The 21,678-nt window shown below is 71.0% G+C and carries 21 protein-coding genes, 1 other RNA gene and 1 other annotated feature (1 of these 23 running past the window's edge); of the genes, 13 read left to right on the plus strand and 9 right to left on the minus strand.

Annotated elements, in window-relative coordinates; all coding sequences use genetic code 11:
• The first annotated feature begins 160 nt into the window (after positions 1–160).
• Positions 161–976, plus strand: coding sequence for an MBL fold metallo-hydrolase (locus D3218_RS16355; RefSeq protein WP_119541146.1), 816 nt, complete (start codon positions 161–163; stop codon positions 974–976).
• A 3-nt stretch (positions 977–979) separates the two neighbouring features.
• Here D3218_RS16355 and D3218_RS16360 read toward each other — a convergent pair whose 3' ends face one another.
• Positions 980–1,210, minus strand: a complete 231-nt coding sequence (locus D3218_RS16360) for a hypothetical protein (RefSeq protein WP_119541147.1) — start codon at positions 1,208–1,210, stop codon at positions 980–982.
• 74 nt (positions 1,211–1,284) lie between these two features.
• Positions 1,285–2,106, minus strand: coding sequence for a TIGR00282 family metallophosphoesterase (locus tag D3218_RS16365; RefSeq protein ID WP_119541148.1), 822 nt, complete (start codon positions 2,104–2,106; stop codon positions 1,285–1,287).
• 163 nt (positions 2,107–2,269) lie between these two features.
• On the opposite strand from D3218_RS16365, the gene D3218_RS16370 reads away from it, so the two are divergent.
• Positions 2,270–2,815: a CAP domain-containing protein gene (locus D3218_RS16370; protein WP_168990566.1), complete on the plus strand. Its 546-nt coding sequence runs from the start codon at positions 2,270–2,272 to the stop codon at positions 2,813–2,815.
• Here the strand turns inward: D3218_RS16370 and D3218_RS16375 are convergent.
• The 4 genes from D3218_RS16375 to D3218_RS16390 form a co-directional block, all read right to left on the minus strand.
• Complete coding sequence (locus D3218_RS16375; protein WP_119541150.1) at positions 2,766–3,359, minus strand: 5-formyltetrahydrofolate cyclo-ligase; 594 nt, start codon at positions 3,357–3,359, stop codon at positions 2,766–2,768. The genes D3218_RS16370 and D3218_RS16375 overlap by 50 nt on opposite strands.
• 49 nt (positions 3,360–3,408) lie before the next feature.
• A non-coding RNA gene (gene ssrS, locus D3218_RS16380) (6S RNA) lies at positions 3,409–3,567 on the minus strand.
• 57 nt (positions 3,568–3,624) lie between these two features.
• Positions 3,625–3,990 (minus strand): cell division protein ZapA, encoded by a 366-nt coding sequence (locus tag D3218_RS16385; protein ID WP_119541151.1) that lies wholly within the window; start codon positions 3,988–3,990, stop codon positions 3,625–3,627.
• A 32-nt stretch (positions 3,991–4,022) separates the two neighbouring features.
• The gene (locus tag D3218_RS16390; RefSeq protein ID WP_119541244.1) at positions 4,023–4,304 is read right to left on the minus strand and encodes a DUF4164 domain-containing protein; all 282 of its coding nucleotides are present in this window, start codon (positions 4,302–4,304) and stop codon (positions 4,023–4,025) included.
• 425 nt (positions 4,305–4,729) lie between these two features.
• Between D3218_RS16390 and gap the strand changes: the two genes are divergently transcribed.
• From gap to D3218_RS16415, 5 genes are all read left to right on the plus strand, one after another.
• The gene (gene gap, locus D3218_RS16395) at positions 4,730–5,746 is read left to right on the plus strand and encodes a type I glyceraldehyde-3-phosphate dehydrogenase (protein WP_119541152.1); all 1,017 of its coding nucleotides are present in this window, start codon (positions 4,730–4,732) and stop codon (positions 5,744–5,746) included.
• A gap of 8 nt (positions 5,747–5,754) precedes the next feature.
• On the plus strand, positions 5,755–6,315 hold the full coding sequence (locus D3218_RS16400; protein WP_119541153.1) for a putative glycolipid-binding domain-containing protein: 561 nt from the start codon (positions 5,755–5,757) through the stop codon (positions 6,313–6,315).
• A gap of 38 nt (positions 6,316–6,353) precedes the next feature.
• Entirely contained in the window at positions 6,354–7,547 is a 1,194-nt protein-coding gene (locus D3218_RS16405) for a phosphoglycerate kinase (RefSeq protein ID WP_119541154.1), read from the plus strand.
• 18 nt (positions 7,548–7,565) lie between these two features.
• Positions 7,566–8,294 (plus strand): SGNH/GDSL hydrolase family protein, encoded by a 729-nt coding sequence (locus D3218_RS16410; RefSeq protein ID WP_119541155.1) that lies wholly within the window; start codon positions 7,566–7,568, stop codon positions 8,292–8,294.
• A gap of 707 nt (positions 8,295–9,001) precedes the next feature.
• Positions 9,002–10,789, plus strand: coding sequence for a glucan ABC transporter ATP-binding protein/ permease (locus D3218_RS16415; protein ID WP_119541156.1), 1,788 nt, complete (start codon positions 9,002–9,004; stop codon positions 10,787–10,789).
• A gap of 4 nt (positions 10,790–10,793) precedes the next feature.
• Here the strand turns inward: D3218_RS16415 and D3218_RS16420 are convergent, their stop codons facing one another.
• Positions 10,794–11,504: a winged helix-turn-helix transcriptional regulator gene (locus D3218_RS16420; RefSeq protein WP_119541157.1), complete on the minus strand. Its 711-nt coding sequence runs from the start codon at positions 11,502–11,504 to the stop codon at positions 10,794–10,796.
• Between the two features lie 88 nt (positions 11,505–11,592).
• Between D3218_RS16420 and D3218_RS16425 the strand changes: the two genes are divergently transcribed.
• Complete coding sequence (locus D3218_RS16425; RefSeq protein ID WP_119541158.1) at positions 11,593–12,015, plus strand: VOC family protein; 423 nt, start codon at positions 11,593–11,595, stop codon at positions 12,013–12,015.
• Positions 12,016–12,112: 97 nt separating this feature from the next.
• The gene (locus D3218_RS16430) at positions 12,113–12,604 is read left to right on the plus strand and encodes a VOC family protein (RefSeq protein ID WP_119541159.1); all 492 of its coding nucleotides are present in this window, start codon (positions 12,113–12,115) and stop codon (positions 12,602–12,604) included.
• Here the strand turns inward: D3218_RS16430 and D3218_RS16435 are convergent.
• Positions 12,583–13,614 (minus strand): ligase-associated DNA damage response exonuclease, encoded by a 1,032-nt coding sequence (locus tag D3218_RS16435; RefSeq protein WP_119541160.1) that lies wholly within the window; start codon positions 13,612–13,614, stop codon positions 12,583–12,585. The genes D3218_RS16430 and D3218_RS16435 overlap by 22 nt on opposite strands.
• Positions 13,615–13,701: 87 nt before the next feature.
• On the opposite strand from D3218_RS16435, the gene D3218_RS16440 reads away from it, so the two are divergent.
• From D3218_RS16440 to D3218_RS16455, 4 genes are all read left to right on the plus strand, one after another.
• The gene (locus tag D3218_RS16440; protein ID WP_245415082.1) at positions 13,702–14,625 is read left to right on the plus strand and encodes a class I SAM-dependent DNA methyltransferase; all 924 of its coding nucleotides are present in this window, start codon (positions 13,702–13,704) and stop codon (positions 14,623–14,625) included.
• 83 nt (positions 14,626–14,708) lie between these two features.
• On the plus strand, positions 14,709–15,386 hold the full coding sequence (locus tag D3218_RS16445; RefSeq protein ID WP_245415083.1) for a YitT family protein: 678 nt from the start codon (positions 14,709–14,711) through the stop codon (positions 15,384–15,386).
• Positions 15,387–15,425: 39 nt separating this feature from the next.
• Complete coding sequence (locus tag D3218_RS16450; RefSeq protein WP_168990567.1) at positions 15,426–18,002, plus strand: ligase-associated DNA damage response DEXH box helicase; 2,577 nt, start codon at positions 15,426–15,428, stop codon at positions 18,000–18,002.
• A 147-nt stretch (positions 18,003–18,149) separates the two neighbouring features.
• Entirely contained in the window at positions 18,150–20,015 is a 1,866-nt protein-coding gene (locus D3218_RS16455) for a PAS domain-containing protein (protein ID WP_168990568.1), read from the plus strand.
• A gap of 96 nt (positions 20,016–20,111) precedes the next feature.
• Here the strand turns inward: D3218_RS16455 and D3218_RS16460 are convergent, their stop codons facing one another.
• Entirely contained in the window at positions 20,112–21,596 is a 1,485-nt protein-coding gene (locus D3218_RS16460) for a SulP family inorganic anion transporter (RefSeq protein WP_119541164.1), read from the minus strand.
• A 79-nt stretch (positions 21,597–21,675) separates the two neighbouring features.
• Positions 21,676–21,678: a sequence feature (sul1 is cis-regulatory element that is thought to sense ions involved in sulfur or methionine metabolism; They are found in Alphaproteobacteria), on the minus strand; it runs 50 nt beyond the window's last position.

Raw genomic sequence — 21,678 nt, forward strand, 5'->3', positions numbered from 1 at the left:
CTCTTGTCTGATCGGATCGCTTGGGCCGACCGTATAAGAGCGGGCGCGGCCCGCGTCCAGACGACGCGCACGGGGGCCGATGACGCCACTGTGACTTGGGGGCTGGCGAAAAGCGGCGCAGGCTCGCTCCCAGAAGGCCCGTATCGGAAGGTCCCACGCGATGCTGCGACGGTTGATCCCCGCCCTCTTCCTGGCGCTCGTCGTCGCCCCCGCGGCCGACGCGCAAGAGCGGCCGGTCAGCACCTGCCTCGCCATCGCCGACCGCCTTCCCGGCGTGCGCGTCGCCTCGCTGGACGGGCCGCTTGGCCCGACGCGCCTCGCCCAGAACGGCCGGGACGAGGTGACGATCACCTTCGTGAACCACGCAACCTACCTGATCGAAAGCGCGGAGGGCGTGCGGATCGCGACGGACTACGCCGGCTGGCACGGCGGCGGCGCGCTGCCCGACGTCGTGACCATGAACAAGGCGCACTCCACCCACTACACCGACTATCCCGACCCGGCGATCGGCACCGTGCTGCGGGGCTGGAACCCGGAGGGCGGGGCGGCGCGCCATGCCGTGACGGTGGGCGACGTCCTGATCCGCAACGTGCCGACCGACATCAACCGGTTCGGCACGTTCGAGGCGGACGGCAACTCGATCTTCATCGTGGAGGCGTCGGGCCTGTGCATCGGCCATCTCGGCCACCTCCACCACAAGCTGACCGAGGAGGACTATGCCGCGATCGGGCGGCTCGACGTGTTGATGGTGCCGGTGGACGGGTCCTGGACCATGAGCCCGAGCGGCATGGGCGAGATCGCGCAGCGGCTCCACTCGTCCGTGGTGCTGCCGATGCACCGTTTCCGCACGCCGATCGAGCGGTTCCTGGCGCAGATCCCGGACTTCGCGGTGGAGCGGCGGAACGAGGCGTCGATCACGCTGTCGGCCCGCACCCTGCCGCGCCAGCCGACCGTGGTGCTGCTCGCGGGCGTCTGAGGCTCAGGCACGGCGCCGTCGCTCGCGCGAGGCCGACCGGTCCGGCCCGGCCTCCTCCTCCAGGATGGCCGCCTCGTCCTCCCGGTCGTCGTCGTCGTCGTCCATCTGGACCTGCACCGGGTTGCGCGCCGCGCTGGCGTGATGCCGATGCAGTTGCGGTGCCTGCGGCATCGAGGTGGCGCAGCCGATCAGCGCCAGGAGGACGCCGAGGAGATGGAGACGGATCGTCCGCAAACGCTCTGGCTTCCTGCTGCATTTCCTTCGCGAGGGCGGCAGACCATTGCACGAATGCGGCGGTTCTCCGGTCGTCACCAGAAGCCGGGGACGGAACCCTCCAGCCGCGGGCCGATGCGCACCGTGCCGACCTTCTCGGCCAGCCCCGTGCGGTCGGAGACCTCCACCGCCAGCCCGCAGATGGTCGCCGGGCCGGCCGCCGCCTCGAAGCGGCCGCGCGGCACCTTGGTGACGAAGCGGTTGATCGGCTCCTCCTTGTCCATGCCGAGCGAGGAGTCGTAGTCGCCGCACATGCCGGCATCCGACTGGTAGGCCGTGCCGCCCGGCAGGATCTGGTGGTCGGCGGTGGGCACGTGGGTGTGGGTGCCGACCACGACCGAGGCGCGCCCGTCGAGGAAGTGGCCGAAGCACTGCTTCTCGCTGGTCGCCTCGGCATGGAAGTCGAAGATCACCGCATCGGCCTGCTCGCCGAGCGGACAGGCCGCAAGGACGTCCTCGGCCGCGCGGAACGGGTCGTCCAGTTCGGGGTGCATGAAGACGCGGCCCATGACGTTGGCGACCAGGACGCGCGCACCGTTGCGGGCCTCTACTAGGCAGGAGCCGCGCCCCGGCGTGCCCTTCGGATAGTTGGCCGGGCGCAGGAAGCGGTCGTGGCGCGGGGCGAAGCTCAACGCCTCGCGCTGATCGAAGACGTGGTTGCCGGTGGTCACGACGTCGGCGCCGGCGGCGCAGGTTTCCTCGAAGATCTCCTCCGTGATGCCGAAGCCGCCGGCCGCGTTCTCGCCGTTGACCACCACGAAGTCGAGCCGCCAGTCGGCGACGAGACCCGGCAGGCGCTCGCGCACCGCCGTGCGGCCCGTGCGGCCCACCATGTCTCCCAGAAACAGGAACCTCATGGCCGCACCGCCGCGCCGACCGCAGTTCCGTCGAAATTCGCCTGTCTGGGAACGGTCCGGGGAATGATCTCGGTCACGGGCGAATCTCCGAGGGGTAAGTTTGGAACGACGTAGCGCGGGCACGCTCGCGATGCGAGGGCGTACGGCAGGGCAGTTCGGACGAATGACGATCAACACACGATGCGCCGCCGCGCTTCTGGCGGCGGCGCTCCTGGGCGGCTGCGCGGCCGGCCCGGGCTCCGTCTCGAAGACGGCGGACCTTTCCATCGACCGGGCCCACGGGCTGGCGCTGGTCAACGCCTTCCGCGCCGAGAACGGCCTGGGGCCGCTGACGGTGGACGAGCGGCTCATGAAGGCGGCGGCCGCGCAGAGCGAGGCGATGGCCGGGCGCGACAAGATGGACCACGCGGTGGCCGGCGCCCTGCCGGGGCGCGTCGAGCGAGCGGGCTACCATTGGGGCACCACCGCCGAGAACATCGGCCGAGGCTATAAGGACTACGACGCGGCGATGGTCGGCTGGATCAACTCGCCCGGACATCGCCGGAACCTCCTCAACCCGAAGGTGACGCAGATCGGCTTCGCGGGCGCGCAGGCCGTCGGCAGCCCCCGCGCCTACTGGGCGCAGATCCTGGCGACGCCGGGCCGCGAGCGCACGCCCGTCAGCGCGGAGCGCCCGATGCGCTGGGGATCCGAACTCCGCTTTCCGTGAGGATGCGGTCCAGGAACCGGTCGTGCGGCTCGACGGGCACCTCGTCCACCTCCTGCGCGTCGAAGGCGAGCCCGACGGTCACGAGCCTCGGGCGGACGGCGAGAAGCCGTGCGATGGCGCGGTCGTAGAAGCCGCGACCGTAGCCGATGCGCGCGCCGCGCCGGTCGAAGGCCAGGAGCGGCACGAGGAGGACGTCGGGCTCCAGCACGCGCGCGCCGGCGCCCGGCGCGACGGTGCCCAGACCCTGGCGCTCCAACTCGCCGTCGCGCAGCAGCTCCCGGAATTCCAGCTCCCCCGCGACGATGGCGGGGGCGGCCAGCCGCAGCCTGCGGTCGGCGAGCGCGGTCATGGCCGGGCGCGGGTCGATCTCCGAACCGATGGGAAGATAGGCGCCGACGACGTCCAGCCCGTCGAAGACCTCGTCGGCCGCGACGTGCTCGGCCAGCGCGAAGGCCGCCTCGATGCGCAGGGCGGGCGCGATCGCCTCGCGCCGGGCGCGCGCGTCGCGGCGCAGCTCGGCCTTCCGGCCGGCGATGTCGGGCATGACGTCCCCTCCCGTCGAACGGGCGCTTCATAGCGAAGAGGAAGAGGAGTGGCGAGCCACCTCGGCCGATGAGAAGATCGATCCCGGGAACCTACAGAGTAGGTGGGCGCCGTATGCCCCAGCCCACGGGCCGAGGCAGGAACAGCTCCCTTAGGGATGCGTAAGGCCCCGGGGAATATGTTATCCCTGTCGAACCGCGCAGCCCGCCGAGACTAGATATAGCACTGCCCTCGCGGCGTTTCCATGGCCGTCGCGCGGCCATCGCTCAAAGACGTCCGGTCTCCAGCTTGGCGGCGATCCGCTCCACGATCTCGGACACGCCGAGAAGGTGCTCGGTGAGGCGCTGGTCGCCTGCCCGCGCACCGTGCGCGGACTGTGCCTCGCGGTCTCGGAGTGCGGCGGTCTCGCCCTCGGCCGCGGCGATGCGCCCGCGCGCCTCGTCCAGCTCGTCCGCCACCATCAGCGCGGCCATCACCATGAGGCGGAGATCGCCAATCTCGCCGAAGCTGCCGCGAAGGCGCGTGACGCGCTCGTCGAGCCCGGCGCCGAGCGCGAGAAGGTGCTCCTCCTCGCCGTCGCCGCAGGCCATGCGGTAGGTCTTGCCGTCGATGGTCACCGCGATCTGGGGCATGGGTCGGCTTCCGCTTGTGGTCTTGGTCGGGATCAGGAGCGGCGATCGGCCAGGACGTCGCGAATCGACTCCATGGCGTTGACGAGGCGGCGCGACACCTCGCGGTTGGCCGTCTCCAGGCGCTGGGCTCGGGTGAGCGCGGTGTCGAGCTCGCCCGCCAGGCGCGACCGGTCGGCGGTCATCCGCTGCACCTCCTCCTCCACGGACAGGACCACGTGGTCGCGCGACAGGCGCGCGTCCACCGCGTCCTCCAGGCGCTCCAGGGCCTTCTGCAGACGAAGCGTCGCATCGCCGAGCGGACTAGCCGCATCCATCATCCTGCCTCCTTCGAAGGAATCGCGCCTGCGCCCCGTTCGCCGGGCACCTCGCTCAAGGCCTCCCTGCTTTATCGCGCGATCGCCCGATTTGGAAAGCGAAAGGCGCGTCGCGCCCCCGCGCGATTGACAGGCCCGGAGCACCTATGATGTGTCCCGTGCCGAACGATGAAGCCTCTTCCCGTCGTCCGAATCCCGGAGGAAAGCGGACCCGATGGCATGCCGGCGCGCACCCGAGCCCACGAGGCGGCGGCGTGCCCGGCCACCGGCGCCCCGCCCCGCGCCCGTCCGCGCTCCGTGCCTCGGCTGACATTTCTCGGCCCGGACCCTATCTCGGGCCGGACGAGCCGCATCCGCCGCCCCCTCGTCGCGGGCGGCTCCCGACGGGGCCATTCCGGCCTCGTCGCCTGAGGAGAAGTAAGATCATGGCAGTTCGCGTCGCCATCAACGGGTTCGGTCGCATCGGGCGCAACGTCCTGCGCGCCATCGTCGAGTCCGGCCGCACCGACATCGAAGTGGTGGGCATCAACGACCTCGGCCCGGTCGAGACCAACGCCCACCTGATCCGCTACGATTCGGTGCACGGCCGCTTCCCCGGGGAGGTGAAGGTGTCGGGCGACACGATCGACGTCGGCCGCGGCCCGATCCGGGTCAGCGCCGAGCGCGACCCGAAGAACCTGCCCTGGAAGGAACTCGGCGTCGACGTGGCGATGGAGTGCACCGGCATCTTCACCGACCCGGCGAAGGCTTCCGCCCATCTCGAGGCCGGCGCGAAGAAGGTCCTGATCTCGGGCCCGCTCAGCAGCTCGCCCGGCGGCGAGAAGACGATCGTCTTCGGCGTCAACCACGATACGCTGGTGGCCGGCGACAAGATCATCTCCAACGCCTCCTGCACCACCAACTGCCTGGCGCCGGTCGCCAAGGTGCTCAACGAAGCCATCGGCATCGACCATGGCTTCATGACCACCATCCACTCCTACACCGGCGACCAGCCGACGCTCGACACGATGCACAAGGACCTCTACCGCGCCCGCGCGGCGGCCCTGTCGATGATCCCGACCACGACCGGCGCCGCCAAGGCAGTCGGCCTCGTGCTGCCGGAGCTGAAGGGCAAGCTCGACGGCACCTCGATCCGCGTGCCGACGCCCAACGTCTCGGTGGTGGACTTCAAGTTCGTCGCCAAGCGGAACACCACGGTGGAGGAGATCCAGGGCATCGTGCGCGAGGCCGCGAACGGCAAGCTGAAGGGCATCCTGGGCTTCACCGACGCGCCCAACGTCAGCCACGACTTCAACCACGACCCGCACTCGTCCATCTTCCACATGGACCAGACCAAGGTCATGGAAGGCAACTTCGTGCGCGTCCTGTCCTGGTACGACAACGAGTGGGGCTTCTCCAACCGCATGTCGGACACGGCCATCGCGCTTCACAACGTCGGCTGAGACCGGCGATGCGCTTCCGGCCCCTCCCCTCGCGCGACGTCCGCTGGACGCCGGTCGAGGGCGTAGGCCTGGAGCATCTCCACATCGCCGCGACGCCCTCGGGCGTCGCGGCCCGCTCGGCGGTGATCGGGCAGCGCGGGGGCGAGCCCTACGGCGCGTTCTACGAGATCCACCTCGACGCCGGCTGGCGCGTCGAGCGGTTCTCGGTCGAGACGGCGGGCGGCGGGCGCCTCGCGCTGGCGCAGGCGGAGCCCGGCCGCTGGACGGGCGAGGACGGCACGCACCGGGCCGACCTCGACGGCTGCATCGACATCGACCTCGCCGGCACGCCCTTCACCAACACCCTGCCCATCCGCCGCCTCAACGGCCGGCTCGCGCGTCCGACCGAGCTTCGGATGCTCTACGTGCGCTTCGACACGTTCGAGCCGCTGGTGGACGAGCAGCGCTACACCGAGCTTTCGCCCACGCTCTATCGATACGAAGCGGTCGACCGCAGCTTCGCGGTGGAGCTTCCGGTGGACGAGGACGGCCTCGTGACCGACTATCCCACGCTTTTCCGGCGCGCCTGACCACGGCTCGCGCCCACCCAAGGAACGGAGCCCACGCGATGACCCTGTTCAAGACGCTCGACGACGCCGCCCTCCAGGGCAAGCGCGTCCTGGTGCGCGTGGACCTCAACGTGCCGATGAAGGACGGCAAGGTGACGGACGCGACGCGCATCGAGCGTATCCTGCCGACCGTCCGCGAGATCTCCGAGAAGGGCGGGCGCGTGGTCCTGCTCGCCCATTTCGGCCGGCCGAAGGGCAAGGCGGACCCCTCGCAGTCTCTGGCGCCGATCGCGCCGATCCTCTCCGAGAAGCTCGGGCGCCCCGTCGGCTTCGCCGAGGACTGCGTCGGGCCGGTGGCCGAGGGCATCGTCGCCAACATGACGGACGGCGACGTCCTGCTCCTCGAGAACACGCGGTTCCACGCCGGCGAGGAGGGGAACGACGAGACCTTCGTGTCGCAGCTCGCCTCCCTCGGCGACGTCTACGTCAACGACGCCTTCTCGGCCGCGCACCGCGCCCACGCCTCGACCGAAGGCCTCGCCCACCATCTGCCCTCCTATGCCGGCCGCACCATGCAGGCCGAGCTGGAGGCCCTGGAAAAGGGTCTCGGCCATCCCGAAAAGCCGGTGATCGCGATCGTCGGCGGGGCCAAGGTCTCGACCAAGATCGACCTTCTCCAGAACCTCGTGACCAAGGTGGACTGCCTGGTGATCGGCGGCGGCATGGCCAACACGTTTCTGGCCGCCCAGGGCAAGGACGTCGGCAAGTCGCTCTGCGAGCACGACCTCGCCGAAACCGCGAAGGCGATCCTCGCCGCTGCGGCGACGAGCGGCTGCACCATCCTCCTGCCGGTCGATGCCGTGGTGGCGCGCGAGTTCAAGGCCAACGCCGCGAACGAGACCGTGCCGGTCGACCGCGTGCCCTCCGACGCGATGATTCTCGATGTCGGCCCCGCCTCGGTCGGCGCCATCGCCGAATGGATCGACAAGTCGAAGACGCTGGTCTGGAACGGCCCGCTCGGCGCCTTCGAGATCGAGCCCTTCGACCGGGCGACCATGGCCGCCGCGCGCCACGCGGCCGCCCGCACGGACGCTCACCAGCTCGTCTCGGTGGCCGGCGGTGGCGATACTGTGGCCGCCCTCAACCAGGCCAGCGTGTCGGAGCGGTTCTCCTACGTCTCCACGGCCGGCGGCGCCTTCCTGGAATGGATGGAAGGCAAGCCGCTGCCGGGCGTCGACGCGCTCAAGGCCTGAGCCGAAGCGCGGCGAGCCATGCGGCCGGCCCTACTCTCCTGGCTGATGCTCCCGGTCTATATCTGGCAGGGCATCGGCATCCGGCGGCGCATCGAGCGCATGCTGCCGCCCGCCGGCCCCTTCCACGGGTCGGCGGGCGACGAGCGCGGCGACGCGCCGATCCGCCTCCTGGTGCTCGGGGATTCCTCGGCCGCCGGCGTCGGGGTGGACCGGGCGGAGGACGGGCTCGCCGCCCGCCTCGCCGAGCGGCTGCACGCCCTCACGGGCGAGGCCGTGCGCTGGCGCGCCATCGGCTCCAATTCGGCCGTCTCGGCCGACGTGCGCGACTTCATCGTGCCGAACGTCGCGGCGGAGGGCTTCACGCACATCCTCCTGTCGATCGGCACCAACGACGTGAAGAACTTCCACACCGCGCGGCGCTTCAAGCGCGGCTTCGGCGGCCTGCTCTACGCGCTGCGCGCCCGCTGGCCGGACGCGCGCATCGTCTGGTCGCCGCCGGTCGACATGCTGCGCGTGCCGGCCCTTCCGCCGGGCCTTGCCAAGGTGCTCTCGCTGCGCGAACGCGTGCTGGCGCGGCTCGGCGCCCGCCTGTGCCTGGAGCGCGGCGTGGTGCCCGCCACAACCCTGCCCCGCGTCGAGCCTGCCGGCTTCTCGCGCGACGGCTTCCACGCCTCGGCCGACGGCGCCGCCTACACGGCCGGCCACCTCGCGCCGTACCTGCTCGGAGACCGCGCCCGCCAGGGGTGAGACGGACAGGCCTTGCCTGCCCCCTCCACCCCTGCGTCCGCCGCCGTGGATCATCGCCTCCCCGAGACGGAGAGGCGAAGGGATCATCGAAGGACGGGACGGCCGAGAGCCAAGCCGGAAGCGTAGGGTGATTCGAGCGCGAGTGACGGCGAAGAGCTCGATATCCAAGGGGTGCTTTCGCGCCCCAGATGCGATGCGCGAGCCTTCGCCGTCATCGTCCGCGGCCTGAAGTCGGCCCCGACGCTCCGGGCGTGTCGCGATCTGTCCATCGCGTCCCCCGCGGCCGGTCCGGGGGCGGGCGATGGACGGATGATGGCGGGACGCCGACCATCCCGCGCCCGAGCCACGACCGGCACGCCGCATCGCGCACCAGCCCGCGCGAACCGGCGTTGATCGTGCGGACCCGACGCAGGCTCGCACGAACTCGACGCGTCGGTCCGAACCGCGACGAGCGCCGGGCCCGCCATCGAACGGCAGCGCGACGAGCCGAAAAGGCCGAGCCATGGAAGCGGCTGCGGCACCCGCGCGATCGGCTCGTGTGCGTCCCTTTCGCCACGGGACTCGCGTGACACTGTGGGATTAGAGCGGCGATCGATCGTTTCAAGATGCACTTGCCCCAATTCGGACGGAATGGCGGAGGAAAGGCCCGCGCGCCGATTTCATCGCATGCGATCCACCGGCCGGATCGCGCTCCCGGATGCCAGCCCATGCCTGCCGCTTCCCAGTCTCTCCAAGCCTATGCGCGGGCGATCCTGCTTCTGCGCCCCGAAGCCGGGCGGGTCGCCGGCATCGTCGTGGCCGGCATGGCCGTCGCCGGCATCCAGGTGGCCGAGCCCGTGCTCTTCGGCCATGCCGTGAACGCCCTCCTAGCGGGCGGAAACGCCTTGCAGCTCGTGCTCCTCTGGGGCGCCGCGAGCTTCGTCTCGTTCCTCTCGGCCATGACGATCTCGCTCCTCGCCGACCGGCTGATGCACCGCCGGCGCCTTGCCGCCATGGCGACCTTCCTCGAGCACGTCCTGGCGCTGCCGGCCTCGTTCCACGCGCGCTCGCAGTCCGGCGGGCTGATGCGGGTGATGGTTTCGGGCGTCGACACGCTGTTCTCGTTCTGGCTGCCGCTGTTCCGCGAGCAGATCGGAAACCTCGTCGCGCTCGCCGTGCTCCTGCCCGTCGCCTTCTGGATGAACTGGCGGCTCGCCTCGCTCCTCGGGGTGCTGATCGTCGTCTACACGCTGGTGAACCTTGCGGTCGTGCGTCGCACCTCCGGCGGCCAGGCCCATATCGAGGGGCACTTCACCCGTGTCTCCGGCACCGTCGGCGAGCTTTTCGGTAATGTGCCGATGCTCCAGAGCTTCCTCGCGGTGCCTCGCGAGATCGGCTCCGTCCGCTCGGCGCTCGACGGCATCCTCTCGGCCCAGTATCCGGTGCTCAACTGGTGGGCCGTGATGGCCGTGCTGACGCGCGGCGCCTCGTCCATCTCGATCGTCTCGATCTTCGCGTACGGCGCCCTTCTCGCCTCGCGCGGGCAGACCAGCGTCGGTGAGATCGTCTCCTTCGTGGGCTTCGCGACCCTCCTGATCGCCCGTCTGGACCAGCTCACCGGCTTCCTGATGGGCCTGTTCTCGCGCGCGCCGATGCTGGTGCAGTTCTTCGCCGTGCTCGGCGAGCGGACCGACGTCGTGGAACGCGCCGATGCGCAGCCGCTGGCGATCACCGAGGGGCGGGTCCGCTTCGAGAACGTCACCTTCCGCTATCCGCAGGGGTCGGGCGCCGTGCGCGGGCTCGACTTCGAGGCGCGGCCCGGCGAGACGGTCGCCATCGTCGGGCCCACAGGCTCCGGCAAGTCCACCGCCCTCTCGCTCCTCCAGCGCGCCTACGATCCCGAAAGCGGGCGCATCACTATCGACGGGCAGGACATCCGCGACGTCACGCTCACCTCGCTGCGGGCCTCGATCGGCGTGGTGTTCCAGGAGGCGGGCCTCTTCAGTCGCACCATCCGCGAGAACATCGCCATCGGCCGGCCCGAGGCGACGATGGCCGAGATCGAGGAGGCCGCTCGTCTCGCGGGCGCCGCCGAGTTCGTGGCCCGCCGGGCCGAGGGGTTCGAGGCCATGGTCGGCGAGCGCGGCGCGGGCCTGTCCGGGGGCGAGCGGCAGCGCCTAGCGATCGCCCGCGCGCTGCTGAAGGACGCGCCGATCCTGGTTCTGGACGAGGCCACCTCGGCGCTCGACACGGCCACCGAGACGCGGCTCCAGGGCGCGCTGGAGCGGCTGCGCCGGGGGCGCACGACCTTCGTGATCGCCCATCGCCTGTCCACCATCCGCTCGGCCGACCGGATCATCGTGCTCGACCAGGGCACGATCGTCGAAAGCGGCACGTTCGACGAACTGGTGGCGCGGGGCGGCATCTTCGCCGACCTCGCGCGCGACGCCGGTGTGGCGCCTCGGCGCCGGAGCGACGAGGCGGCGCCGCAGCCCTTCCTGGAAGCGGCCGAATAGCCCCTCAGCGCCCTGGCAGGGGCGCCTTGTCCGGAAGGGGGAAGAAGCCCGCGAAGCGCCGGACGGCGTCGCGGTCGCCCGCAATCTCCAGGGCGCCGGCGCGCTCCAGCGATTCCAGATCCTGACCGCCGTAGATCGCGGCCGCCACGGCGCGCGGCTCGCCCGCCAGCACGGCGTCGGCCGGCTCCGGCGGCGCGGCGGCGACCGCGATCCGCCCGTCCCGCACCTCGGCCAGCAGCGTCTCGCGGCCGAGACGCAAGCCGATGCGCCCCGCGTATCCGTCCGCGAGCGCGCCGTCGAACATGGTGCGCATCGACAGCATCAGCGACGCCGCCGAGAAGCTCGCGGCCGGATCGTGGAAGGGCGAGCGCGCCCCCCAGCGCCCGACCACGCGGAAGATCGGCTCGGCCTCGTAACCCCAGGCGGTGAGCTCGTAAACCTTGGCGCCGGACGGCGGCGGCAGCTCGCGGCGGGTGAGGACGCCCGCCTCCTCCAGCCATTCCAGCCGCTGCGTCAGGACGTTGGCGCTGATCCCCGGAAGACCGGCGCGCAGGTCGCCGAACCGGCGCGGGCCGGCCATCAGCTCGCGCATCACCAGGAGGGTCCAACGCTCGCCGACAAGCTCCAACGCGTGGGCGGCGGCGCATGCGTCGCCGTAGAACCAGTGATGCCCTGTGCCCGGTCGGAGATTTTTAGTTATTTTATCTGACTTCATCGTTGCTTTTTATAACTTGCCGTCGCAACCTCGGTCAATCCGAGCCGCGCCGGGGGGGGGGGGGTGCGGCGCCTTCGGGAGGAGCCCCATGCCGACCATGATCTTCGTCAACCTGCCGGTGCGCGAACTCGCGGCCTCGATCCGCTTCTACGAGGCGTTGGGCGGGTCCAGGAACCCGCAGTGCTCCGACGACACGGCAGCCTGCATCGTTCTGTCGGACGCGATCCACGTCATGCTGCTCACCCACGACAAGTTCATGCAGTTCTCGCCCCGCCCCGTCGCCGACGCGCGCGCCACGGCGCGGGTGCTGCTCTGCGTCTCGGCGGAGAGCCGCGAGGCGGTGGACGGGCAGGTGCGCAAGGCGATGGAGGCCGGCGGCACCCCCGACCCGACCCCGACGCAGGACTACGGGTTCATGTACGGCCGCTCCTACGAGGACCCGGACGGCCACATCTGGGAGGTGATGTGGATGGACCCGGCGGCCGCTGCGTCGGGAACCGCCGCCGCCTGAGGCCTGCCGCCTCGATGCAAGGAGAGGATCATGACCTGCGAGAAACGCTTCATGGCCCCCGCTCCGGGCGCCGTTCTCCGGACCGAGGCCTGAGCGCATGGACACCCTGCGCCCCTGCCTCTGGTTCGACGGCAATGCACGGGAAGCCGTCGACTTCTACGTCTCGCTCCTGCCCGGCTCGCGCATCGACGCCGTGGTTCCGGCACCGCGGGGCACGCCCGGCCGCGCGGAAGGCGACGTCCTGATGATCGAGTTCACGTTGATGGGCCAGCCCTACTCGGCCCTGAACGGCGGCCCGGACTTCCGCTTCACGCCGGCCGTCTCGCTCGTGGTGCCCTGCCGGGACCAGGCCGAGGTGGACCGGCTGTGGGATGCGCTTGCGGACGGCGGCGCGCCCTTGGACTGCGGCTGGGTAAACGACCGCTTCGGCCTGTCGTGGCAGGTCGTGCCGGACCGGCTGCTGCAGATGCTGAGAAGCGCGGAGCGCGAGCCGCGCCAGCGCGCCTTCGAGGCGATGATGGGAATGGTGAAGCTCGACCTCGCGGCGCTGGAGGCCGCCTGGGCCGGTCAGTCGCCCTCGTCCTCGTAGCCCACGAGGTGGAGCGGGCGGGCGCGCACGCCTTTCAGCGCGCACCAGCGCACCAGCGCCTCCTCGCGGCCATGCGTGACCCAGACCTCCTGCGGCGCGATCTCGGCGATGGTCTCGACCAGCTCGTCCCAGTCGCAGTGGTCCGAAAGGATCAGCGGCAGCTCGACGCCGCGCTGGCGGGCCCGCCCGCGCACCCGCATCCAGCCCGAGGCGAAGCAGGAGACCGGGTCGGGAAAGCGGCGCGCCCACTTGTCGGCGAAGGCCGAGGGCGGACCGACGATCACGGCCCCGGCGAATTCGCCCTTCGCCGCGCCCTCCGCGTCCTTGCCGCGCGCGATCGTGGCGGGCCGCAGCTCGCCGAGGTCGATCCCCTCCTCCTGGTAGAAGTCGCAAAGCCGCTTCAGCGCGCCGTGGATGAAGATCGGCGCGTCGTAGCCCTCCTCGCGGAGCATGCGGATCACCCGCTGCGCCTTGCCGAGCGCATAGGCGCCCACGAGATGCGCGCGCTCGGGAAACTGGCGGGTGGAGGCGATGAGCTTGCGCACCTCGCCGCGCGAGTCCGGGTGGCGGAACACCGGCAGCGCAAAGGTCGCCTCCGTGATGAAGACGTCGCAGGGCACCGGCTCGAAAGCCTCGGCCGTCGGGTCCTCGCGCCGCTTGTAGTCGCCGCTCGCCACGATCCGCATGCCGCCCCATTCCACCAGGATCTGGGCCGAGCCGAGCACGTGCCCGGCGGGGTGGAACGACACCGTCACGCCGTCGATCGTGATCCGCTCGCCCCAGTCGGCGACCTGCCGCGTCTCGCAGAAATCCTCGCCGTATCGCAGCGCCATGATCGCGAGCGTGCGGCGCGTGGCGAGCACCGTCCGGTTGCCGGGCCGGGCGTGGTCGGCGTGGCCATGGGTCACCAGCGCGCGTGCGACCGGGCGCACGGGGTCGATGTGGAAATCGCCCGGCGGGCAGTAGAGGCCCTCGGGCGTCGGGCGGAGGAGGTCTTCGAAGCGCGCCATCCCCCGGCGAGATAGGGCCTGCGCGCCGGTGCGAAAGCCCTTGCGCACGGGGGGTCGGCGGCCGCATATGCGCCAGCCCTTCTCGGAATGCCGCCCTTGCGCCCCAGCCAGCACAGATCCGGCGACGACCTCGCCGACCGCCGCGCCGACTATGCCGAGGCCTACGCCCGGGCCGGAGACCCGGCGGCGGCCGCCGACCTCATGGCCCAGGCGGTGGAGCGCGCGCCCGGCTGGCTGCTCGGCCGCGTGCGCTGGGCGGAGCTCCTGGCCGAGGCCGGCGACACGCAGGCGGCCGGCGAGGCCTTTCGCCGCGCGCTCGACGACGACGGCGCGGACCCCTACGGCGCGCGGCTGAAGCTCGCGCGGCTCGGCGCCGCACCCGTCCCCGACGCGGCCCCGCCGTCCTTCGTCGCGGGCCTCTTCGACCAGTACGCCGACGGGTTCGAGGACGCGCTGGTGCGCCGGCTCGGCTACCGGGTGCCGGACGAACTCATGGCGATGCTGGCGGCATCCGCGCCCGGCGCGCGCTTCGCGGCCGCGCTGGACCTCGGCTGCGGCACCGGGCTGATGGGCGAGCGGCTTCGCCCCGCCTGCGGGCGGCTCGACGGGATCGACCTCTCGGCCGGCATGCTGGAGAAGGCGCGGCGCAAGCGGCTCTACGACACGCTGATGGAAGGCGACATCCTCGCCGCGCCGCCGCTCGAGACGGGCGCCTACGACCTCGTCACCGCCGCCGACGTGCTGATCTACCTCGGCGACCTGCGCCCCGTCTTCGCCCATGTGGCCCGGCTCCAGGCACCGGGCGGCTGGCTGGCCGTCTCGGCCGAGCGGGCGGACCAGGCCGAGACCTTCGTTCTGCGTCCCTCGCTGCGCTACGCGCACGCGCCGGCCTATCTCCATGCCATGCTCGGCGAGGCCGGCTACGCGGTGGTCGCCGAGACCGGCGGCACCCTCCGGCGGGACCGGGGCGAGGCGGTCGCCGGCACGCTCATCGTCGCGCGCCGGGCTTGAGCATGGCTCCCATGCGAAAGGCGCGCTGGTCCGGGGCGGCCGGCCCGCTAGTCTCGAAGCTGCGACGCCAACGGAGTTCGACCTTGAGCGCCACCGAGACCTCGTCCGAGCGGAGGGAGCGGGACACCGTCCGCCGCGCCCACCGCTTCGGCTCATGGGCCGCAACGGCCACGCGGCACAGCCCTTGGGAGGACGCGCTCGGAATCGTGGCCGGCGTCACGCTGACCGCCGTGGGCGTCGCGATCCTCGGATCGCTCGGCTTTCTCACCGGCGGCATGGCGGGTCTCGCCTTCGTGGTGCACTACCTCTTCGGCGTGAACTTCGGCCTCGCCTTCTTCGTCCTCAACCTGCCCTTCTACGCCCTGGCGATCGGGCGCATGGGGCGCGCCTTCACGGTCAAGACCGCCTTCGCCGTCGCGCTTCTGTCGCTGATGACCGCCTTCAGCGGCGAGGCCCTGCGCTTCGCCTATGTCGATCCGCTGGTCGGCGCGTGCCTCGGCGGGCTGATGCTCGGCTTCGGCCTCCTCGCCCTGTTCCGCCACCGCTCCTCGGCCGGCGGCGTCGGCATCTTGGCCGTGTATCTCCAGGACCGGTTCGGCTGGCGCGCGGGGCTGACGCAGCTCGGCGTCGATCTCCTGGTCCTGGTCACGGCCTTTGCGGCCGTGTCGCCCGTCGCCGTCGCCTACTCGGTCCTCGGCGCGATGGTGCTGAACCTCTTCCTCGCGATCAACCACCGCACCGACCGCTATCTCGCGGTCTGACGCCTTGGCAGACCGCGGGGACGGCCTTACCTCCCTCGGGTGACAGCGCCGCTCTCCACCCCGCCCGCCACCCTGCCAGGCTTCGCGCTGCCGGAGCCGTTCCTGCGCTGGTTCGCGGACAAGGGCTGGTCGCCGCGCCCCCACCAGCTCGACCTGCTCCAGCGGGCCGAGAACGGGGCCTCCGTCCTGCTGATCGCGCCGACGGGCGCGGGCAAGACGCTGGCCGGCTTCCTGCCGTCTCTGGTGGACCTGGCGCGGCGCGGCCGTCGCAAGCCCGGCACCCGCCCGCCCGGCATCCACACGCTCTACATCTCCCCCCTCAAGGCGCTCGCCACCGACATCCGCCGCAACCTGGAGAAGCCGGTGGAGGAGATCGGCCTCCCCATCACGCTGGAGGCGCGCACCGGCGACACCTCGCAATCCAAGCGCCAGCGCCAGAAGCTGAAGCCGCCGGACATCATGCTGACGACCCCCGAGCAGCTCGCGCTGCTGATCTCGGCGCCCGACGCGGAAAGCTTCTTCTCGGACCTGCGCTACGTGATCTTCGACGAGCTGCATTCGCTCGTCGCCTCCAAGCGCGGCCACCTCCTGGCACTGGGCCTCGCGCGCCTGCGCCGCCTGCGGCCGGCCATCCGCACGATCGGCCTTTCGGCCACCGTGAGCGACCCGGACGAGCTGCGCGAGTGGCTGGTGGCGCAGGGGCCGGACGCCGATCCGCCCCGCCCTCGCCCGATGGCCGACCTGATCGTGGTGGACGGCGGCGCGCGGCCGGAGATCACCATCCTCAAGTCGCGCGAGCGCGTGCCCTGGCAGGGGCACATGGCGCGCTACGCGATGCCCGAGATCTACGAGGCGATCCGGGCGCACCGGACCACGCTGCTCTTCGTCAACACGCGCAGCCAGGCCGAGCTCCTGTTCCAGGAGCTCTGGCGGATCAACGAGGAGACGCTGCCGATCGCCCTCCACCACGGCTCGCTGGACGTCTCGCAGCGCCGCCGCGTGGAGGCGGCCATGGCGGCCAACGAGCTGCGGGCCGTGGTCGCGACCTCGACGCTCGACCTCGGCATCGACTGGGGCGACGTCGACCTCGTGGTGCATGTCGGCGCGCCCAAGGGCGCCTCGCGCCTCGCCCAGCGCATCGGCCGCGCCAACCATCGGATGGACGAGCCCTCGCGCGCCATCCTCGTGCCGGCCAACCGGTTCGAGGTGATGGAGTGCCAGGCGGCGCTGGACGCCAACTATCTCGGCGCGCAGGACTCCCCGCCGATGCGCGAGGGCTGCCTCGACGTCCTCGCCCAGCACGTGCTCGGCATGGCCTGCGCCGCGCCCTTCCGCTCCGACGACCTCTTCGCCGAGGTGACCGGCGCCGCACCCTACCGCACGCTCGACCGCGACACGTTCGACCGCGTGGTGGAGTTCGTGGCCACCGGCGGCTACGCGCTGCGCGTCTACGACCGCTACGCCAAGATCCGCCTGACCGAAGACGGCACGTGGCGGGTGACGCACCCGTCGGTGATCCAGCAGTACCGGATGAACGCCGGCACCATCATCGAATCCGAAGCCCTCCTGGTGCGCCTGATCCGCGCCAAGACGCGGAGCGGCATGGCGCGCGGCGGACCGGTGCTCGGCAAGATCGAGGAGAACTTCCTGGAGACGCTGGCCGTCGGGGACACGTTCCTGTTCTCCGGCCAGGTGCTGCGCTTTGAGGGCATCCACGAGATGGAATGCCTCGTCACCAAGACGCGGGACGACGAGGCCAAGGTGCCCTACTACGGCGGCCAGAAGTTTCCGCTGACGACGTTCCTCGCCGCCAAGGTGCGCGAGATGCTCGCCGACCCTGCACAATGGGGCGCCCTGCCCTCCCAGGTCGGCGAATGGCTGGCGATCCAGAAGCGCAAGTCGGCGATCCCCGGCCCGAACGATCTCCTGATCGAGACCTTTCCGAACGGCAACCGCTTCTTCATGGTCGCCTATCCGTTCGAGGGGCGCCTCGCCCACCAGACGCTCGGCATGCTGCTGACGCGTCGGCTGGAGCGTGCGCGCGCCAAGCCGCTCGGCTTCGTCGCCACCGACTACGCTCTCTCGATCTGGGGCCGCGCCGACCTCGGGCAGATGATCTCCACCGGGAAGCTGTCGCTGGAGGAGCTCTTCGACGAGGACATGCTGGGCGACGACCTCGAAGCCTGGATGGCCGACTCCTGGCTGCTGAAGCGCACTTTCCGGCAATGCGCCGTGATCGCCGGCCTGGTGATGAAGCGCCAGCCCGGCCGCGAGAAGACCGGGCGGCAGGTCACGGTGTCGTCCGATCTCGTCTACGACGTCCTGCGCGCGCACGAGCCCGACCATATCCTCCTGCGCGCCACCTGGGCCGACGCCGCGACCGGCCTTCTGGACGTGCGGCGCGTGTCCGACCTCCTGGCGCGCATTCGGCGCCATATCCTTCACAAGGACCTGGAGGAGATTTCGCCCCTCGCCGTCCCGATCATGCTGGAGGCCGGCCGCGAGCGCATCGAAGGCGAGGCGCGCGACGATCTCCTGGCCGAGGCGATGGAGCAGGATCTCGTCATCAAGGCGCTGGGCGAGATGACCGACTTCCGGTCGAACTACCTGCGCTAGGACCGTCTTCGCCGGGGATTCCGTCCGCTTCGACCCCGAGCGGGGGAACCGGCGGCTTTGCCCTTTCCCTGCGTCACCGAACGTCCTACGGCTGGTGGCGGATTCTCCCGGACGGTCCAGCCTTCGAGATATAGGTACGAAATGACGATGCAGGTCGATCCCGGCGCGGATGCGAGCCCCACCGGGACGTCGGGCCTTGGGATGCCGGGCGTTGCGGAGCGGATCCGCCGTCACGACTGGTCGGCGACGCCGCTCGGCGCGCGCGAGACGTGGCCGCAGAGCCTGCGCACCACGCTCGACATCATGCTGGGCTCGGGCCACGCCATGTGCCTCGCCTGGGGGCCGGATCGCACCTTCCTCTACAACGACGCCTATGCCCCGTTCCTGGGCGCGCGCCATCCTTCGGCGCTGGGCATGGGCTTTGCCGCCGTCTGGCCGGAGATCTGGGGCGAGATCGGCCCGCTGGTGGACCGCGTCTTCGCCGGCGAGACCACCACCTTCCATGCCATGCCGCTCGTGATGACGCGCAACGGCTTCGCCGAGGACACGTGGTGGGACTTCTCCTACTCGCCCGTGCGCGACGAGCGCGGCGCGGTGGCCGGCCTCCTGAACGTCGCCGCCGACGCCACGCCCCGCGTCCTGGCCGAGCGCGAGCGCGACAGGGCGCTCGCCGACCAGCGCGCCAGCCAGGATCGCCTCGCGGCCCTCGTTTCGGCGAGCTCCGACAGCCTCTACACGATGAGCCCCGACTGGCAGGAGATGCGCAGCCTGGAGGGTCGCGGCTTCATCACCGACACCACCACCCCCAGCGTGCGCTGGATGGACGTCTATCTCTTTCCGGAGGACCGCGACGAGGTCCGCCGCGCGATCGAGCGGGCGATCGAGCGCGTCGAGCCGTTCGAGCTGGAGCATCGCGTCCGGCGGCCCGACGGCAGCGAGGGCTGGACCCATTCGCGCGCGGTTCCCATCCTCGGCGACGATGGCGAGATCGTGGAATGGTTCGGCCTCGCCGCCGACGTCACCGCCCGGCGCCAGGCAACCGAGGCGCTGCGCGAGAGCGAGAGCTTCATGCGGGGCGTCCTGTCCTCGTCCACCGACTGCATCAAGGTTCTCGACCTCGACGCCAGGCTCGTCTTCATGAGCGAGGGCGGACAAGAGGTCATGGAAGTGTCGGACTTCAACGACGTCGTCGGCTGTCCCTGGCCGGACTTCTGGCAGGAGGCCGGCAACCTCGCGGCCCGGCAGGCCATCGCCGAGGCGCAGACGGGGCGCTCCGCGACCTTCCAGGGCTATGCCGACACGATGAAGGGCAACCGGCGCTACTGGGACGTGCAGGTGTCGCCCATCCTCGGCCGCGACGGACGGCCGGAGCGCATCCTGTCGGTGTCGCGCGACGTCTCCGCCCTCAAGGCCTCCGAGGAGGCGCGGGCCGTCCTGGTGCAGGAGATGGCGCACCGGATGAAGAACACCCTGGCGATGGTCCAGGCGGTGGTGACGCAGACGCTGCGACAGGCGGCGAGCATGGAGGCGGGCCGTCTGGCGGTGTCCCAGCGCCTCACCGCGCTCGGTCGCGCCCAGGATATCCTGACGCGTTCCGACTTCTCGGAAGCCGACGTCGGGGATGTCGTCGCGGCCGCGATCGACCCGCACCGGGTGGCGGAGGATCGCATCACCTGGGCGGGTCCTGCCTTCGGCCTGACGGCGCAACAGGCGCTGGGCCTCAGCCTCGCCATCCACGAACTGGCGACCAACGCGGCCAAGTACGGCGCCCTCGCGAACGAGACGGGGCGCGTCGCCATGTCGTGGGACGTGGCGGACGGGGCGTTCAGCTTCCTTTGGACTGAAACGGGCGGCCCGCCCGTCGGCACGCCCGAAAGCCGGGGCTTCGGCTCCAAGCTGATCGAACGGATCGTGGCGTCCTACTTCAACGGCGAGGGTCGCATCGACTTCGATCCCGCCGGCATCCGGTTCCGGTTGACCGGCGCGGCCGCCGCGGCGCCCGAGCCGGACTGAGCGCCGGCACCGGCGCGCCAGGTCCCGCCGGGCCGATCCCGTCGCACGGACCGGCGGGCCGAGGCCCGCGGGTCCTCGATGCCGCGTCCGCCGGCCTCAGTGGCCGGCCGGCAGCTCCAGCGCGTCCGCCCGGTTCTGGATCGTCAGCTTGTCGACGATGGTCTGCGAGGCGGCGTTGAGACCGACGACCTCGACCGCCACGCCCGCCTTGCGGAACTTCAGCACCGCCTTGTCCAGGGCGCCGACGCCGGTGAGGTCCCAGATATGGGCGCGAGAGACGTCGATGATGACGCGCTCCAGCGCCTCGCGGAAGTCGAAGCTCTCGGTGAAGCGGCCGGCCGAGGCGAAGAAGACCTGCCCCTCCACCACGTAGGTCCGCGCCTTGCCGCCGTCCGTCGAGACGCTGGTGACGGCGAAGATCTGCGCGATCTTGGAGGCGAAGAACAGGCCCGACAGGAGCACGCCCGCGAACACGCCGAGGGCGAGGTTGTGGGTCCAGACCACGATCACAACCACGGTCAGCATCACCACCGACGAGCGGCGCGGATGGGTGACGAGGCTGCGCAGCGAGCCCCAGTCGAACGTGCCGATCGAGACCATGATCATGATCGCCACCAGCGCCGGCATCGGGATCACCGCGACCCAGTCGCCGAGCACCACGATCAGGAACAGGAGCGCGACGCCCGCGAAGGCGCAGGACAGGCGGCCCCGACCGCCGGAGCGGATGTTGATGCCCGACTGGCCGATCATCGCGCAGCCCGCCATGCCGCCGAAGAAGCCGGTGGCGAAGTTGGCGATGCCCTGGCCGAAGCATTCGCGGTTCTTGTCCGACCCCGTGTCCGTCATGTCGTCGACCACCTGCGCGGTCATCAGCGACTCCAGGAGGCCGACCAGCGCGATCGCCACCGAGTACGGCAGGATGATCATCAGGGTGTCGAGGTTGAAGGGCACGTCCGGCAGGAAGAAGCTCGGGAAGCTCGACGGAAGCTGGCCCATGTCGCCCACGGTGCGCACGTCGATGCCGAACACGAGCGCGGCGGCCGTGATCGCCACGATCGCCACCAGCGGCGACGGCACCGCCTTGGTGAGGCGCGGGAACAGGTAGATGATGGCGAGCGCGGCGGCGACCAGAACGTAGGTCATGTTCGGCACGCCGATGAGCTCGGGAAGCTGCGCCAGGAAGATCAGGATCGCGAGCGCGTTGACGAAGCCGGTCATCACCGAGCGCGAGACGAAGCGCATGAGATCGCCGAGCCGCAGGAAGCCCGCCGCCATCTGCACGACGCCCGCGAGCACCGTCGCGGCGAAGAGGTACTGGAGCCCGTGGTCGCGCACCAGCGTCACCATCAGCACGGCGGTGGCGGCCGTGGCCGCCGAGATCATGCCGGGCCGGCCGCCGAAGATGGCGGTGAGGACGGCGATGGAGAAGGACGCGTAGAGCCCCACCTGCGGATCGACGCCCGCGATGATGGAGAAGGCGATGGCTTCAGGGATCAGCGCCAGCGCGACCACGATGCCCGAGAGCAGGTCCGCGCGGACGTTGCCGAGCCAATCGGCCCGGAGATTTTCGGTCGAGAACATAGGGGAAAACAACGAGGATCTCGACGACGTTCGCGGCTCCAACGGGAAGCGCGGTCGCATGCTGTCTGAACGTCGTCTGGAT

Source organism: Aureimonas flava (genome assembly GCF_003583935.1).
In the GTDB taxonomy this organism is placed as follows: Bacteria; Pseudomonadota; Alphaproteobacteria; order Rhizobiales; family Rhizobiaceae; genus Aureimonas; species Aureimonas flava.

What these genes read in the sequence shown, in the direction of transcription:
- D3218_RS16405 (WP_119541154.1), top strand. Translation starts at nt 6,354, where the DNA reads ATGACCCTGTTCAAGACGCTCGACGACGCCGCCCTCCAGGGCAAGCGC.
- D3218_RS16390 (WP_119541244.1), bottom strand. Translation starts at nt 4,304, where the DNA reads ATGGATGCGGCTAGTCCGCTCGGCGATGCGACGCTTCGTCTGCAGAAG.
- D3218_RS16435 (WP_119541160.1), bottom strand. Translation starts at nt 13,614, where the DNA reads ATGGCGCGCTTCGAAGACCTCCTCCGCCCGACGCCCGAGGGCCTCTAC.
- D3218_RS16365 (WP_119541148.1), bottom strand. Translation starts at nt 2,106, where the DNA reads ATGAGGTTCCTGTTTCTGGGAGACATGGTGGGCCGCACGGGCCGCACG.
- D3218_RS16430 (WP_119541159.1), top strand. Translation starts at nt 12,113, where the DNA reads ATGGACACCCTGCGCCCCTGCCTCTGGTTCGACGGCAATGCACGGGAA.
- D3218_RS16355 (WP_119541146.1), top strand. Translation starts at nt 161, where the DNA reads ATGCTGCGACGGTTGATCCCCGCCCTCTTCCTGGCGCTCGTCGTCGCC.
- gap (WP_119541152.1), top strand. Translation starts at nt 4,730, where the DNA reads ATGGCAGTTCGCGTCGCCATCAACGGGTTCGGTCGCATCGGGCGCAAC.
- D3218_RS16420 (WP_119541157.1), bottom strand. Translation starts at nt 11,504, where the DNA reads ATGAAGTCAGATAAAATAACTAAAAATCTCCGACCGGGCACAGGGCAT.
- D3218_RS16455 (WP_168990568.1), top strand. Translation starts at nt 18,150, where the DNA reads ATGCAGGTCGATCCCGGCGCGGATGCGAGCCCCACCGGGACGTCGGGC.
- D3218_RS16415 (WP_119541156.1), top strand. Translation starts at nt 9,002, where the DNA reads ATGCCTGCCGCTTCCCAGTCTCTCCAAGCCTATGCGCGGGCGATCCTG.
- D3218_RS16370 (WP_168990566.1), top strand. Translation starts at nt 2,270, where the DNA reads ATGACGATCAACACACGATGCGCCGCCGCGCTTCTGGCGGCGGCGCTC.
- D3218_RS16375 (WP_119541150.1), bottom strand. Translation starts at nt 3,359, where the DNA reads ATGCCCGACATCGCCGGCCGGAAGGCCGAGCTGCGCCGCGACGCGCGC.
- D3218_RS16425 (WP_119541158.1), top strand. Translation starts at nt 11,593, where the DNA reads ATGCCGACCATGATCTTCGTCAACCTGCCGGTGCGCGAACTCGCGGCC.
- D3218_RS16410 (WP_119541155.1), top strand. Translation starts at nt 7,566, where the DNA reads ATGCGGCCGGCCCTACTCTCCTGGCTGATGCTCCCGGTCTATATCTGG.
- D3218_RS16440 (WP_245415082.1), top strand. Translation starts at nt 13,702, where the DNA reads ATGCCGCCCTTGCGCCCCAGCCAGCACAGATCCGGCGACGACCTCGCC.
- D3218_RS16400 (WP_119541153.1), top strand. Translation starts at nt 5,755, where the DNA reads ATGCGCTTCCGGCCCCTCCCCTCGCGCGACGTCCGCTGGACGCCGGTC.
- D3218_RS16385 (WP_119541151.1), bottom strand. Translation starts at nt 3,990, where the DNA reads ATGCCCCAGATCGCGGTGACCATCGACGGCAAGACCTACCGCATGGCC.
- D3218_RS16460 (WP_119541164.1), bottom strand. Translation starts at nt 21,596, where the DNA reads ATGTTCTCGACCGAAAATCTCCGGGCCGATTGGCTCGGCAACGTCCGC.